A 13,347-nucleotide genomic window follows, 5' to 3' on the forward strand; every position below is an offset into this window, starting at 1 on the left:
AAGACACCCCTCAGCTATCCGCGGTAGTCGATCGTGTTGTGGTGAAGGCAGTCGAGTGCTCCGGCCCCCACGTCGTAGCCGTCGGCCGCGCGGTGCGCCCAGAACTGGGCGAAGGTGACCGAGACATGGTCTAGGAAGGTGTTCCACAGTGGACCGGCCGGCTCCTCGGCGCAGTTGTCACCGGGCTCGTTCGCGGTGTCCGCCAGATCGATCATCGCCCCGAGGACGCGGCCTTCGACGGTGTCCCCGTTGTCCCACCCGTTGGTGCCCCAGGTCGGCCCCTCCAGATCCTGGGTACGCCCACCCGGCCACCTGAAGGTCGGATCGTCCAGCACCACCACACCGAACCAGGTGGCGAAGCCCTCGGTCCAGGCGCAGCCGGCGGAGCTGGTACGGGTGATGTAGTGCGGGCTGCAGTTCGGCGAGGAGGGAAAGGCGTCTTCGTACACGTCGTCCATGAGCGCGTGCCCGAACTCGTGCAGGACCAGGATGGGCGCGTCGGGGTCCTCGGCAGCGAGGTGGACGGCGTTGCCCTGGAGGGAGTAGTAGGTGCCGTCGGTGGAGTCCGGTGCCCAGTTGACGATCCCGCGCCGGCACGTTGTGTCGCGCTGGTCCCAACAGGTGCTGCCGGGCTTCCAGTTCCACCCAGCGTTCACCGTGTCGAATGCCTCCACGCCGCGCATCAGGGCCGCATCGGCGGGCTGGACCGCACCCAGATCGGCGGTGGTGCCGGTGGCGACATCGGCTCTCACACCGCTGGCGAAGCGATACGGCTGGCGTGACTTGCCGTTCCGTACGATCCAGCTCTGGTTCTCGGTGGCGAACTGGACGTACACGTCCTGCCCGCTGCCGTCCTCCTCGGTATTGTCGAAGCACAGATGGAACCTGCCGTCGGCCCCTGTGAGCCCGGTGGCGAGCAGGTCGTCCGCGCCCCTGGCGTCGTCGTCGTACACGACCACCCGCGCGTTCGCGGACACCCGCGTCACGCCCCCGTGATCGACGTAGTTCCACGATCCCGTGGCGCACGCACTGCCCGCAGCGACCGACGTGGCCGAGGCCTGGCCGGAGACGGCGGCCTCAGCGGGCTGATGGTCCAGGCGCGCGTGAGCCCGCCCGGCGCCCGGCGCTGCGGGCGCCAGCTCAGCCACGTCCCGCACCGGGATCCCGAAGGCTGACCGTTGCGCGCCGATCGTGAGGAACACACTGCTGGAGTCGGTGTCCTCGGCATCGGCTGCCGAGGTCGCGCTCGCCCGGATACCCGCGGCGCCCGGCGCGACGGCTCGGACGGTCCCCCGCAGGCGCCATGGCCGCTCGCGCCCGGTGCGCCCGGCACCTTCGGCCCGATGGACCCGCCCGCCCTGGACGGGCACGAGTGAGGCGGCCGTCGACGCGTGCAGCCCGGACGGCGCCTCTGCCCACACCAGCCCGGCTGGCAGCTGGATCTCCAACCGCACATCCGACTCGGCCAAGGTCGTGCTGACCTCGATGTCGACCCGGACCTGCTCTCCCAACACGGGCGCCTGGGACATCCGCAGCGCGACGGACACGCATGAAGCGCCCTCGTCCGTCTGCTCACCCGCCGCGCGGGAAAGTGGTCTGCACTGCTCCCCACCCGCGGACGCCTGGGCGAGAGCCGCGCCCGGCGCGGCGAGCGCGAGCACCGCCGCATACAGTCCGGCGCGCGCTGCGATGCGGCGTATTCGCGTACGGCGAAGATACATACACGATCCCTTCGAGTCGGTGAACTCCGAACGAAGGTGCGTTCTATCGTTGTTGGGGACCGTGTGGTGGCTCATCCGTGTCGCCGGCACCATCCGGCAGTGGCCGCAAGCGGCAAACGGGCCATGATGCGGCGCGCGCCGCCATAGCGATCGGCCCCGGAAGTCTGCCGTTCGGGCAGCCACGCTGCGCGTGCCCAGTCGGCAGGTGGGCCTTCCTCGACCTGCACGTCATCGTTGGCGACAAGGGCTGCGCGTCCATGCTGCCGCCATCGGCCTTGAGGAGGCGTTCCCTCAGACACTTCTCCGCCCATCCGGTGGGCTTGGCCTGCCAGGCGGCTACCACCAGTCCCGGGCGCGGGCAAGGCCGGGCTCACCCAGTACCTCGTGGTAGTCGAAGAGGTCGATGTCGGTGGCGTCGTTCAGGCCGCCGAGGAGGTGGGTCACCAGCCAGTCGGCCGTCCGGACCCGGTCCAGAGGGGCGGTCTCGGCCTGGGCCTGCAAAGCGCAGGCGGGGAGCGGGCAAATCGGCAGTCTCTCCGTGTTTCGTGCAATCTTTAAGTCCGGCATCTAGCCTCTGGGTGTTTCCGCAGGCCAGCGTCGTGCCGCCGGAGTCCGGGTCAGCAAGCGGTCAGCGTCGGTCCGGATTATGTCCGCGACATCATTGAGTGGGGAGACCGTCGAGAGGTGAGCTTTCCCGCGGACCCGGTGGAGCCACCCGAATGGGCCGTGATCCGCCACGATGACGCACACACGTCGGCTTTCTGGACGGTAACGCTGGCCTGCGGCCACGTCGAAGAGGTCGTAGCGCCAACCCTCGGCTGGAAACCCGGTGATGGGCCTCGCTTGGTCGAGGCCAAAAGGGTGAAACAGATGATCGAGGAATTCGAGCAGGTCTGGGTCTCGGACCCGATGCTTCAACCCGAACACCAACGGGAGCACACCCGCCGCATGCTGGCGGCAGGCTGGCCGATTCCGAGGCCGGAGCGGTCTTGCCATACGTGCCCCCACGCTCGTGCGATTATCGCGTATCAGCGCGTGGGCTGGCTCATTCCACGCGAAGAGGCGCCGCAGCCCGAATGCCCGCCACCGCCTGCTCGCGCTGTCTTGGAGCGCCGACTGCGCCGGGCCGAGGACGAGGCTGAATGGCTACGAGCGCAGCTGGCCGGGCACGACGAGGGGCAGGACGCCTGACAGATGGGCCCCGTGACCTGCCAGCAGTCGTCTGGATCGGAGCCCTTCTGCTCCCACTCACGCCAGCGGCGATGGAGGGGTGTCGCGTCCGAGTGCAGCCGGGCGCGACATCAGCATGCCTCCCTGGGCAGGGTCAGGGCAGTACTCGCATGTGCGGTCCTGTTTCTGCAGGATGAGGAAGTCTCATCGCTCGCCCTGGGCTGTGATGGTGAAGTGGGGAGGGCCGTTTCGCCGGCGATGTGGTGCGGGTGCGCTCTCGGCCGTGCCGAAGGCGCTGGAGTACCCGAGCCTCTGCGTTGCCATGGGCTGGGGGTGCGCCTGCAGAGCTTTGACCACTGGGTGTGGAGTGGTGATCCGTGCCGGTACGGGAACGGGTGACAGCACGGCCAAGTGCCAGGCGGGGGTGTCGACGAGCCGAATTTCGTATCCGTCGTGGCACCAGCCGGCGTGCAGTTTGGTCTCGGGGATCTTTCCCGACCGGCGCGCTGCGGCGACACGGATTGGCCATTTCTCGGTCTCTCGGCCGCTGGCTTCACGTTTGACGATTCGGCCGTCGGCTTCGGCGAGCTCTTCCAGGAGCTGCTCCGTGACGGTCTGGGCTTTCTTCCGCGGAAGGGGCCTGATTCTCTGCGCTGGAACGGGCGCGGCTGCCTTTGCTCTGGGCTTCTGGTCCTTGGCCACGGCAGGTGACTGGATTCCAGCCCGTTGCGCGGATGCGGTGTCTCTGCTGCGAGGTTGATCGGGCGGATGGGATCCGTGGTCCAGGTATTGCTGGCGGCCTTGGTGAGAGCGACGGACCATTGCCCCTGCCGCTTGGAGACTTTGACCAGTCCCCGGCTTTGTAGGGCTTGGCAGCTGAGCTTGGGGTTCCTTCCCACACGCCCTCAGGGCATCCTCGGCCGACCCGTTGCAGCACCTGTTGTTGCCGTTTGTTTAGCTGTAGCGGCACCTGAACTCCTTACCATGCGGAGGCCCCACTGGCACGGTCTCAGCCGCACCCTCGCCTCGCGGGGTTGGAAGGGGGGTCAAGGGGTTGGCAGTCAGGGATGAAAGCGGTGAGGCTGGAAGACTCCTCGGTGCGGTCCTGCGCGAGGTGGAACTCCGCTCGAGGTAAGACGCCCAACGCCGGATCGACGAGAAGCGGGCCGAGGCGGACCGAAAGGCCCGGTGGCAGGCGGCGAGGATCGAGGATCCGCCTGATGCGGATAGTCGGCCGCAGCACCGGCTCTGTGACGGGTAGGCGCACGGCATGCTGGGCACGTGCAATCGAATACTTCACGGGGTGAACTGCCGGACGAGTCCGCGCAGATGATGGTATGCGGCGACGACGGACTCGCCCACCGGCTGGCGGGGGAGCTGAGGGATGTCTATCTGGAGAAAGTGACACTGGTGGTGCCCGCGGCGCGTGAGCAGCCGTTGGAGGTGGGGCGACCGGTTCGGGCCGGGCTGCTCGGGCGGGTGTCGCTCTCCCGGCCGCCGCGTACGGTGCCGCAGGCGCGGTAGGGCGTAAGGCTGTCGCCGTGCAGTCCGAAGCCCGCGTTGTTGAAGGCCGAGACCGCGTGGAAGAAACCCGAATAGGCGGCCTCGCCGAAGGACCGGTCGTAGCCGAAGCGCAGCCGCAGCGCCAGGAACGCGCCCACCGCGAGTTCGACGATCAGGGTGCATCCGGCGACGCCGAGCAGCACCCGCCGGATGTCGCCGATGCCGAGGCTTTTGGTCTCCGCGGCCGCGGTCAACTGCATGCGCAGCCGCAGTTTTCCCGACACCAGCAGCGCGAGCAGTGAGGCCATGGCCATGATGCCGAAGCCACCCACCTGGATCAGCGCCAGGATGACGCCCTCGCCGAAGCCGCTCCAGTGGGTAGCGGTGTCCACGACGACCAGCCCGGTCACGCACACCGCCGAGGTGGACGTGAACAGCGCCGTCAGGACATCCGTCGTCGAGCCGTCCTGGGAGGAAAACGGGAGCATCAGCAGCACCGTTCCGACGGCGATCACCAGCGCGAACGCCGACACCACCGTGCGCGCCGGGTGGGCGGTGAACAGCGAATGCCATACCCCCGCAACACGTCCCGGCACCCGGCCGCCCTTCCTCCGTCTCGCACCACCGTGGGGTCCGAGCGTCAAAGACATGTCAAGGACCGGCGGCGTCACCCTACCTTCGAGAGGACGGAGGCCCCGGGACCGTGGGCGGATGTCCGGTCTGTTTCCCCCACAGGCGGCAGCCGGTGGCGCAGGCACGCGGGGAACGGCCACTGGTTCGAGCCGCGGGTGATCGAGATCGTCGTTGGCGCCGAAGCGGGGCGGCCCCCGGATGGTGGGCCGCCCCGCTCCCAGGTCGAATCGGTCAGCGGGCGCCGGTCAGCGCTGACCGGCCTTGCTGCCGTGGTTGGCGGCCTGCTTGTGACGGGCCTTCTTCTTGCGGGAACGCTTGACTCGCCGCTCTTCTTCGCCAACGCGGCGGACTTCTCCGCCGCGCCCTTGCCGCTTCGACGAACAGCACGAGCCTGTCGGGTGGTTCGTTCTGCCCTCGCCCGCTTCATGGCCGCCCGGCACCCACCCGGTCGGTGAGCTCGCGGTGCCAGGCCGCGAACTCCTCGCGGATGGCGGCCGTGGCCGGGGCATCGAGGCCGTATGCGGCGAACTGCCTGTCGGTGTGGTGCTGGACGCCGGCGAGGGCAGACGCGTACTCGTCGAGGCTGGGTCGGCCTCGTTCTGTGCAGCGAGTTCGAGCAGTCGAGCGCGGGTATGGCCGGCCTTCAGCAAAGGGTTGACGTCGATGGCATCCCGGACTTCGGCACGGCCGAACAGAGCCCCGGTGTTGGCAGCGGCCAGGTCGTCGAGGTGGAGGACCGGGCCGAGGTCCGATTGGACCGGCGGGTGGTGCAGCAAGTCGCCGACCAGCTCCACCTTCGACTGGGCGCCGGAGGCGGGATCGGTGACGCAGGCGCGCGTACACCTGTGCCTGCTGAGTGACCTGGACCAGGTACCCGGCTGTCCGGTACGCCTCGACGAGGGGTGCGATCGCCTGCGGCAGCTCCCCCTCGGCGCGTCCGATCGGGGTGAACAGGTCGACGTCGTCACTGACCCGGCTGACGAGACTGGCCAACCTCCTCAAGCTCGCCGCGCTGCGCGGCACGCTCAGCCCGCAGCAGGTTGCCCGCTGGGCCGAGATCACCGCCGCCTACCTCCGCAGCCAGGCCGTCGGCGGCGTCGGCGACGACCCGGTGAGCAGGCCGTAGCCGCGCTCGGCCTGGTCGCTGACCGAGTGGCCGCCTTGGAGAACGCGATCGCCCGCGCCTCCGACCCGGGCCACCACCTCGCCCACCGGGACGTCATCAAACCGTAAGGCCGTCACCGCCCGCTCACCTTGGCGGCGGCCTACAGTCACACCAGGCCACGCCCCGAACACACAGGAGTCCACATGCGCGCCCGCCCCCTTGCCCCGGCCGTCCTTGCCGCCGCACTCCTCGCCCTCACCGGCTGCGGTAGCGGCGAGGGCACGGACGCGGGCTCCGCGTCGTCGACGGCCCCGACGCCTGTCCAGTCGCCCAGCCCTTCGGACGCCGGCACGAGCGGTTCCGCCGGTGCGCAGGTGCCTGCCGTCCTGGACTTCGCCGCCACCACCGTGGAGGGACAGCCGTTCGACGCGAAGGCCCTCGCGGGCAAGCCCACCGTGCTGTGGTTCTGGGCCCCCTGGTGTCCCAAGTGCAAGGCTCAGGCCGCCGAGACCGCGAAGGTCGCCGCTGACTTCGCGGGCAAGGTCAACGTCATCGGTGTCGCGGGCCTGGACAAGAACTCGGCCATGAAGGAGTTCGTCAGCGGCACCAAGACCGGCGGCTTCCCGCAGCTGGCTGACGAGAAGGGGGAGGTCTGGAAGCGGTTCAAGGTCACGGAACAGAGCCGCTACGTCATCCTCGACAAGGACGGCAAGACCGTCTACGAGGGCGTCCTGCCCGCCGGCAAGGGGCTGGCGGAGAAGGTCTCCGGACTGACCGGCTGAGCTGACCATGTCCGATCTGCCTCTTGCCCTCGCCCTCACCGCGGGTGTCCTCGCGGCCGTCAACCCGTGCGGCTTCGCCCTGCTCCCCGCCTACCTCTCCCTGCTCGTCCTCGGCGACGACTCGCCCACCCGCACGGTCGCCATCGGCCGCGCGCTGACCGCCACCGCCTCCATCACCGCCGGATTCGCCGCCCTCTTCGGCATATTCGGCCTGGCGATCCAGCCCGTGGCCGGCCAGGTCCAGGAACACCTGCCCTGGTTCACCATCGCCTTCGGCCTCCTCATGGCCGCCGTCGGCGTCTGGCTGCTCGCCGGACGGCAACTGCCCGCCCTGGCGCCGAAACTCCGGCGAGCCCCTGCCCTCACCAGGTCGGTGCCCTCCATGGCGCTGTTCGGGATGGCCTACGCCACGGCCTCCCTGGGCTGCACGATCGCTCCCTTCCTCGCCATCGTCGTCTCCGCCTTCCGCAGTGGCTCGCCCGCCGAGGGTGTCCTCCTCTTCGCCGCGTACGCCCTCGGCATGGGTCTGATCGTCGGCGTCGCCTCCCTGACCGTCGCCCTCACCCGCAGCACCGCCGTGACCCGACTTCGTCGGGCCGGCGCGATCGCGCCCCGGATCGGCGGCGGACTCCTGCTCCTCGTTGGCGCCTACGTGGCGTACTACGGCTGGTACGAGATCCGCGTCCAACGCGACCCCGCCACCCAGGATCCGGTCATCGAAGCGGCCGGGACCGTTCAGCGGACGATCGCCGACCTGCTCGACTCGATCGCGCCTGTGACCCTGGCCGCGCTCTTCGTGGCCCTGCTGGTGGGTGCCCTTGCCGTGCGTCGCCGCTCTCGACGGAGTTCCCCGTTCCGTCGTTAGGATCATCACCCGCTCGCGGTGGGAAACAGTCTGGACACGCTCGGTTGATCATTGCGAGCATCCGCACGTCTGTACCAAAGCTCTTCTGATCACCAGGAGTTGACAGCGTGCACAGATCCATCAGGCCACTCGACCGGTCGCGAGGACCGGCCCGTCGCCTGGGCGCCGGCGCGAGCCTGGCCGTCCCACTCTCTTTCCTTCTGCTGGCCGAAGCCGGCCTCATCGCCGCCGCGGCCGCTCCTGCGGCGGCAGCCGCGGACGTGCCGCGTGACGTCGTACGGACCGTCCAGCAGCGGGAGGAGTCCGCTGCCCGCCTCACCGCGCAGGCCCAGGGCCGGCGGATCGAGGTCGTCGGGGCCCGCACGGAGACCACCACGCTCTGGGCGAATCCCGACGGCACCATGGCCGTCGAGTCCTTCGCCGGGCCGGTGCGGTTCCGCCAAGGCGACCGGTGGGTTCCGGTCGACGTGAACCTCGTGAAGGACGCGGACGGTTCGGTGCGCTCCAAGGCCCACCCGCGCGGGCTCAAGCTCGCCGGCCGTACCGGCGCCGGCGGCGGTAACCTGGTCGCGCTCGGCAGCGGTGAGCAGGCCGTTTCCCTCGGGTGGAAGGGCGCACTGCCCGAGCCGGTGCTCGACGGTGCCAAGGCGACGTACGTCAACGTCATGCCCGCCACCGACCTGGTCGTCGAGGCCACCCGGACCGGTTTCGAGCAGTACCTCGTGGTCAAGGACCGCTCTGCGGCCGCGAGCGCCGCGTCCTTCACCCTTCCGGTGCGGACCAAGGGCATCAAGGCCGTCGAAGGCGGCGACGAGTCCGTCACCCTCACCGATGCCAGGACCGGCAAGCCGGTCGGCAAGCTGCCGACCCCCTTCATGTGGGACGCCTCGCGCGACCAGGCCGGCCGAGAGGGAGCCCGCAAGGCCAAGGTCGGCCTGGACGTCGCGCAGCGAGACGAGGGCTTCGACCTCAAGGTCACTGCGGATCAGGGCTTCCTGGCGGCCGCGGACACCGCGTACCCGGTCACCATCGACCCGGCCGTGTACTTCGGGACGAACTTCGACACCTTCGTCCGGAACGGGGACGTGGACGACTTCTCCGGGAACATCGGCCTGAACGTCGGGCACGAGTGGCAGCGCGGCGAGGCCCGTTCCTTCGTCAACTTCCCGCGCAACGGGTCCGTCACCGGGCAGGACATCCTCAACGCCGAGCTCAACCTCTACTCGGTGTGGTCGGACTCCTGTGAAGCACGCTCCTGGGAGATCTGGGACACCGGCACCGCCGACGCCGCCACCCGCTGGAACACCCAGCCCGCGTGGCGCTCGAAGGTGACCTCGTCCACCCAGACGTACGGGCACGGCGACTGCGGCCCGCGCTGGCTGTCGGAGGACATCACTCCGCTCGTCAAGCAGTGGTCCCAGACCACCCGCACGGTGGACACCATCGGCCTGCGGGCCGCGGACGAGGCCGACTACAAGGCGTTCAAGATCTTCGCCTCCGCCGACGCGCCCGCCAACGCCCCGTCGATCCTGGTCACGTACGAGGCGCCGGCCGACCCGGTCAAGGACCACGTCGTCTACTGGAACGACGTGCTCCTGGCCACGTACAGGACAGTCGGCGGAGCTCCCGGCCCGCTGGCCCGGGCCGGCGCGATGATGCACGGCGCGGTCTACGACGCCGCCAACTCGGCCCGCTGCGCCGAGGGCGCCGCCAAGTGCCTGGGTGCCCCGTACCTGGTCAAGGCCACCGCGACCAACGGCGCGATGCCGGACGTGAACAGCGCCATTGACCACGCGGCGTTCGAGGTCCTGAAGTCGGTCTACCCGCAGCTGAACTTCGACGACGAGATCGCGGCAGCCCGTTCGACGATCCCGGCCGCGGTCACCGCCGAACAGCGGGCCGCGGGCACCGAGGTGGGTCAGAAGACGGCCGCGGCAATGATCACGGCCCGCGAGAACGACGGCTCGGCCCCGGCGGCTCCGTACCTGGGCAGCACGGCTCCCGGCTACTGGCGTCCGACCGGCACCGGCACCGGCGCCACCCCCGAGTGGGGCAAGGTCAAGCCCTTCGGCATGGCCTCGGGTACGCAGTTCCGCCCGGCCGGTCCGGCCGGCCACACGGCCATGAACAGCCTGCTGGCGAGCCAGCCGTACACCGACCAGTTCAACGACGTGAAGAGCCTGGGCCGGGCCGACTCCACCACCCGGACCGCCGACCAGACTCAAGCCGCGCTGTTCTGGGCCAATGACCTCGACCGCACCTACAAGCCGCCGGGCCAGCTGTTCCAGCACACCCAGATCCTCTCCCGCCAGCAGGGCACGACGGTCGCCGGCAACGCCAAGCTGTTCGCGCTCACCGCGTTCGCGATGGCCGACGCCGCGGTCACGGCCTGGGACGCCAAGTACCAGACCGACATCGACCTGTGGCGCCCGGAGAGCGCGATCCGCGAGGACGGGGACGGCAACGCGAACACCGTCGGCGACCCGAACTGGCAGCCGCTGTCCCAGGACGCGAACGGACAGCACTTCAGCCCTGCCTTCCCCGCGTACATCTCCGGTCACGCCACCTTCGGCGGTGCGTGGGCCAGGGTCATGCGGGACTGGTTCGGCACCGACCAGATGACGTGGACCGGCACCACCGAGGACCCCAACGCCCTGGGTGTGACCCGGACGTTCAGCTCCTTCTCCGCGGCGGCCAACGAGAACGCGGTCGGCCGGGTCTGGCTCGGCGTGCACTTCCGGTGGGACGGCACCGACGGCGTCGCCGCCGGCGGCCAGGCGGCCGGATACGTGACGGCCAACAAGCTCACCCCCAACACCGCCGCCGACTGGGTCAAGTACGAGGACCTCAGCAACCTCGGCGGCTGTGAGGCGCAGGGCAAGCGTCTGGTCGCCGAGCACCGCTGGACCACGTACAAGTGCACCCAGATCGCCCCGCCCGAGCCCGGCCACACGGTCTACGTCAAGTAGCCGACCGATGAGGAAGAGAGACACAGCCATGCGTGTGTGGAACAAGGTCCGGGTGCGGCCCGGCCGCGTCACCCTCGCGGTCGTCGCGGCCGTGGCCATCGGCGCGGCCGCCGCGCCCCTGTCCGCAGCCCTCTCCGGCTCGGCCGGGAACACCACGGCGTCGACGGCGGCCGACGGCGGCCCGGACGACCTGCTGCTGCGCACGCCCGAGGTGCCGCGGATCTCGGACGGCCCGTACGCCGGCTTCCAATTCTGCGGCGGCACCGCGGGCAAGCCGGTCGTGACCAGCGGGTCGCCGACCCTCGCCACGACCCTGGAGTCGATCGCACCCCCCGGAAGCGTGGAGACACCCGGCTCGGCCGGTCCGCGCCGGAAGGTCGTCTTCGAGGTCGACGCCGCTGACGGACAGCAGGTCGTGCGCAAGCAGCTGACCAGCGACACCAGCCACGACGCCGCTTACCAGCTCCCCGAGGGCAAGCTCGGCGACGGCGAGTACCGCTGGCGGATGCGCGTGAAGGACGGCTCCACGGTCTCCGAGTGGACCGCCTGGTGCGACTTCATCGTCAAGCGCGCCTGACCAGCCCCCTAGCGACCGGCCCGCCGGCATCCAGCCGGCGGGCCGCCGTGCTGTTGGGGCTCAGGCGGCGGAGCGCGAGTACGGGGTCACGAGCGGCCATTCGACGTCGACGTCGAGGGCCTCGTTGACGTAGTTGGTGAAGATGTTCCGGACGGTGTTGGCGATGACCTCGACGATCTCCTCGTTCGTCAGCCCGGCCTCATGGGCCGCCGCGAAGGCGTCGTCACCGATCCGGCCCCGGTTCTCGGTGATCGCCACCGCGAGGCGCAGTACGGCGGCCGCCTTCGGGTCGGAGCTGGTGCCTCGCCTGGCGGCCTCGATCTCGTCCTCGGAGAGCTTGGCGACGTTCAGGGACACCATCGTGTGGGCGGACAGGCAGTAGCTGCAGCCGTTGAGCTCGGCCACCACCAGCGCGATGCGCTCCTGTATGCCGGCGGAGAGCACGCCCTCCTTGAGCGCGTCGAACAGACCGAGGAAGCCCTTGAGGGCGGCCGGGCTGTGGGCCATCGCCTTGGCCATGTTCGGTACGACACCCAACACGCGCTGGGTGGCGGCCAGTTGCTCGGCGCTGGCGCCGGTCGCGTTAGCCGGGTCGATGAGGTTCACGCGGGACATCGAAGCTCCTTGGAGTCAGATCGAACAGACCTGTTCGTTCGATATGATCAAGCTAGGGATGCTCGTCCGCGTTGTCAAACAGATCTGTCTGTTTGATACTTGGGGCATGGGAATGAAGGCAGGGACTCTGCCGGTACGGGAACGGCTGCTGGCCACCGCGGACACGTTGTTCTACGCCGAGGGCATCCACTCGGTCGGCATCGACCGCGTGATCGCCGAGAGTCGGGTCGCGAAGTCCTCGATGTACGTGCACTTCCGCACCAAGGAGGACTTGGTGGAGGCGTACCTCCGAGGTCGCAGCGACCGCTGGCGGACGCACGTGGCACAGGAGGTGGAGGCGCGGACCCAGGACCCGCTCGCCCGGGTGCTGACGGTCTTCGATGTTTTCCACGAGGCGTTCCAGGACCCCGGCTTCCGGGGCTGCCCATTCACCAACGCGGCCGCCGAGTACCCGCACCACGAAGGTATCCGGGCCGCCATCGCCGACGACCGTGCCTGGCTGCCCGCCCTGTTCACCCGCCTGCTGGAGCCGCTCGGCGTCGGCGAGGACAGCGCCTTGGCCGGTGCCCTCGTCCAGCTCTGCGACGGAGCTATCGCCGGCGCCCACCTGGACCGCTCCGCCACCAGCGCCATGACCGCCCGGGCGACGGCAGAGCTCCTCCTGGCCGCACGTGTGCGAAATGGAGGAGATCCAGAGGCGGCGGCCTCGGCCGGTGCGGGCTCCGGGTGACCGCTCTCCCATCGGTCGACCGGCCCTTGCGCCTGCGTTCGCTCGGACGCCGGATCCGGCTGATGATCGGGCCACCGATCGGACGACGGCGCTCGCTCACAGCTTGTCTCCCTGACCGCCGCCGTGGCCGCCATCGTTGCTCCGGCCCGTAACAGCGTCTACCAGTGCCTGTACGAAGAGGGGGCAATCGCTGCGGATGCCGTCGGCATCACCCCCGACATCTATCAGCGCACTCCGATGAATTTCGGGTGCATCGGGCGAGATGGGGTGCGCCGTCTCGGCGAGAGTCGTGGGGCGGGCGTAGGACGCTCAGGCGGCTCGGCATGGGCCCTGTTTGCCCGGACGAGAGGTGGCGAACAGCGTCAGCGCGCTGCACATATTGCCTACTCTGCACGTAACGCACACTGGCAGTTGGTCCTTTTGTGCCACGCGGGCCGCTGACCTACGCATTCCTCTGGTGGCCGCCGTCTGCAGGGACAGGCGGGGCGCGGGCACCGGTGCGGGTCGCCCTGAGCCTGACGGCGTGCAAGCCTCTTCCTCCGGCCGAACATGGAATCGCCGTTGACTCTGGTCAAGCCGGGCATGGTCCTGGCCGTCACCGTCAACGGCCTGTATGCCCACTGGCTCGGCCAGCGCCTCGACCGGCACCGGGACGCCTCGTACCCAGCCTCTGCTCA

The 13,347-nt window shown here is 69.6% G+C and carries 11 protein-coding genes and 2 pseudogenes; 8 read left to right on the forward strand and 5 right to left on the reverse strand.

What is annotated here, in order from left to right; genetic code table 11:
* Positions 1-14: 14 nt before the first annotated feature.
* On the reverse strand, positions 15-1,721 hold the full coding sequence (locus MTF65_RS02050) for a transthyretin-like family protein (protein WP_243626417.1): 1,707 nt from the start codon (positions 1,719-1,721) through the stop codon (positions 15-17).
* 336 nt (positions 1,722-2,057) lie between these two features.
* Positions 2,058-2,222, reverse strand: a complete 165-nt coding sequence (locus tag MTF65_RS02055; protein WP_243626418.1) for a hypothetical protein — start codon at positions 2,220-2,222, stop codon at positions 2,058-2,060.
* Positions 2,223-2,405: 183 nt separating this feature from the next.
* On the opposite strand from MTF65_RS02055, the gene MTF65_RS02060 reads away from it, so the two are divergent.
* Both MTF65_RS02060 and MTF65_RS30600 read left to right on the forward strand, forming a co-directional pair.
* Positions 2,406-2,912 carry a hypothetical protein gene (locus tag MTF65_RS02060; RefSeq protein WP_243626419.1) on the forward strand — a complete coding sequence of 169 codons (507 nt, stop codon included), beginning with the start codon at positions 2,406-2,408 and terminating at the stop codon, positions 2,910-2,912.
* A 1,260-nt stretch (positions 2,913-4,172) separates the two neighbouring features.
* Positions 4,173-4,373: pseudogene (locus MTF65_RS30600) on the forward strand (hypothetical protein); the annotation flags it as partial.
* Here MTF65_RS30600 and MTF65_RS02065 read toward each other — a convergent pair.
* Together MTF65_RS02065 and MTF65_RS02070 are read right to left on the reverse strand one after the other, a co-directional pair.
* Positions 4,280-5,044, reverse strand: a complete 765-nt coding sequence (locus MTF65_RS02065; RefSeq protein ID WP_279398633.1) for a potassium transporter TrkG — start codon at positions 5,042-5,044, stop codon at positions 4,280-4,282. The pseudogene MTF65_RS30600 and the gene MTF65_RS02065 sit on opposite strands and share 94 nt — an antisense overlap.
* A gap of 228 nt (positions 5,045-5,272) precedes the next feature.
* Entirely contained in the window at positions 5,273-5,821 is a 549-nt protein-coding gene (locus MTF65_RS02070) for a hypothetical protein (protein ID WP_243626420.1), read from the reverse strand.
* A 194-nt stretch (positions 5,822-6,015) separates the two neighbouring features.
* Here MTF65_RS02070 and MTF65_RS30605 point away from each other — a divergent pair.
* The 5 genes and pseudogenes from MTF65_RS30605 to MTF65_RS02095 all read left to right on the forward strand — a co-directional run.
* Positions 6,016-6,260, forward strand: a pseudogene (locus tag MTF65_RS30605) (ATP-binding protein); the annotation flags it as partial.
* Positions 6,261-6,335: 75 nt separating this feature from the next.
* Positions 6,336-6,914, forward strand: coding sequence for a redoxin domain-containing protein (locus tag MTF65_RS02080; RefSeq protein WP_243626422.1), 579 nt, complete (start codon positions 6,336-6,338; stop codon positions 6,912-6,914).
* Positions 6,915-6,921: 7 nt separating this feature from the next.
* Positions 6,922-7,779: a cytochrome c biogenesis CcdA family protein gene (locus tag MTF65_RS02085; protein ID WP_243626423.1), complete on the forward strand. Its 858-nt coding sequence runs from the start codon at positions 6,922-6,924 to the stop codon at positions 7,777-7,779.
* Between the two features lie 107 nt (positions 7,780-7,886).
* Complete coding sequence (locus tag MTF65_RS02090) at positions 7,887-10,748, forward strand: DNRLRE domain-containing protein (RefSeq protein WP_243626424.1); 2,862 nt, start codon at positions 7,887-7,889, stop codon at positions 10,746-10,748.
* 7 nt (positions 10,749-10,755) lie between these two features.
* A complete protein-coding gene (locus tag MTF65_RS02095; RefSeq protein WP_243626425.1) occupies positions 10,756-11,325 on the forward strand; it encodes a hypothetical protein in 570 nt (189 codons plus the stop codon).
* Between the two features lie 60 nt (positions 11,326-11,385).
* On the opposite strand, the gene MTF65_RS02100 is transcribed toward MTF65_RS02095, so the two are convergent.
* Complete coding sequence (locus MTF65_RS02100) at positions 11,386-11,940, reverse strand: carboxymuconolactone decarboxylase family protein (protein WP_243626426.1); 555 nt, start codon at positions 11,938-11,940, stop codon at positions 11,386-11,388.
* 106 nt (positions 11,941-12,046) lie between these two features.
* Between MTF65_RS02100 and MTF65_RS02105 the strand changes: the two genes are divergently transcribed.
* Positions 12,047-12,670 (forward strand): TetR/AcrR family transcriptional regulator, encoded by a 624-nt coding sequence (locus MTF65_RS02105; protein WP_243626427.1) that lies wholly within the window; start codon positions 12,047-12,049, stop codon positions 12,668-12,670.
* The last annotated feature ends 677 nt before the right edge of the window (positions 12,671-13,347 follow it).

This window comes from Streptomyces sp. APSN-46.1, from assembly GCF_022815725.1.
GTDB lineage: Bacteria > Actinomycetota > Actinomycetes > Streptomycetales > Streptomycetaceae > Streptomyces.

Excerpts from the sequence above, each read along its gene's own strand:
- MTF65_RS02050 (WP_243626417.1), bottom strand. The coding sequence starts at position 1,721 with ATGTATCTTCGCCGTACGCGAATACGCCGCATCGCAGCGCGCGCCGGA.
- MTF65_RS02065 (WP_279398633.1), bottom strand. The coding sequence starts at position 5,044 with ATGTCTTTGACGCTCGGACCCCACGGTGGTGCGAGACGGAGGAAGGGC.
- MTF65_RS02080 (WP_243626422.1), top strand. The coding sequence starts at position 6,336 with ATGCGCGCCCGCCCCCTTGCCCCGGCCGTCCTTGCCGCCGCACTCCTC.
- MTF65_RS02085 (WP_243626423.1), top strand. The coding sequence starts at position 6,922 with ATGTCCGATCTGCCTCTTGCCCTCGCCCTCACCGCGGGTGTCCTCGCG.
- MTF65_RS02095 (WP_243626425.1), top strand. The coding sequence starts at position 10,756 with ATGAGGAAGAGAGACACAGCCATGCGTGTGTGGAACAAGGTCCGGGTG.
- MTF65_RS02100 (WP_243626426.1), bottom strand. The coding sequence starts at position 11,940 with ATGTCCCGCGTGAACCTCATCGACCCGGCTAACGCGACCGGCGCCAGC.
- MTF65_RS02105 (WP_243626427.1), top strand. The coding sequence starts at position 12,047 with ATGGGAATGAAGGCAGGGACTCTGCCGGTACGGGAACGGCTGCTGGCC.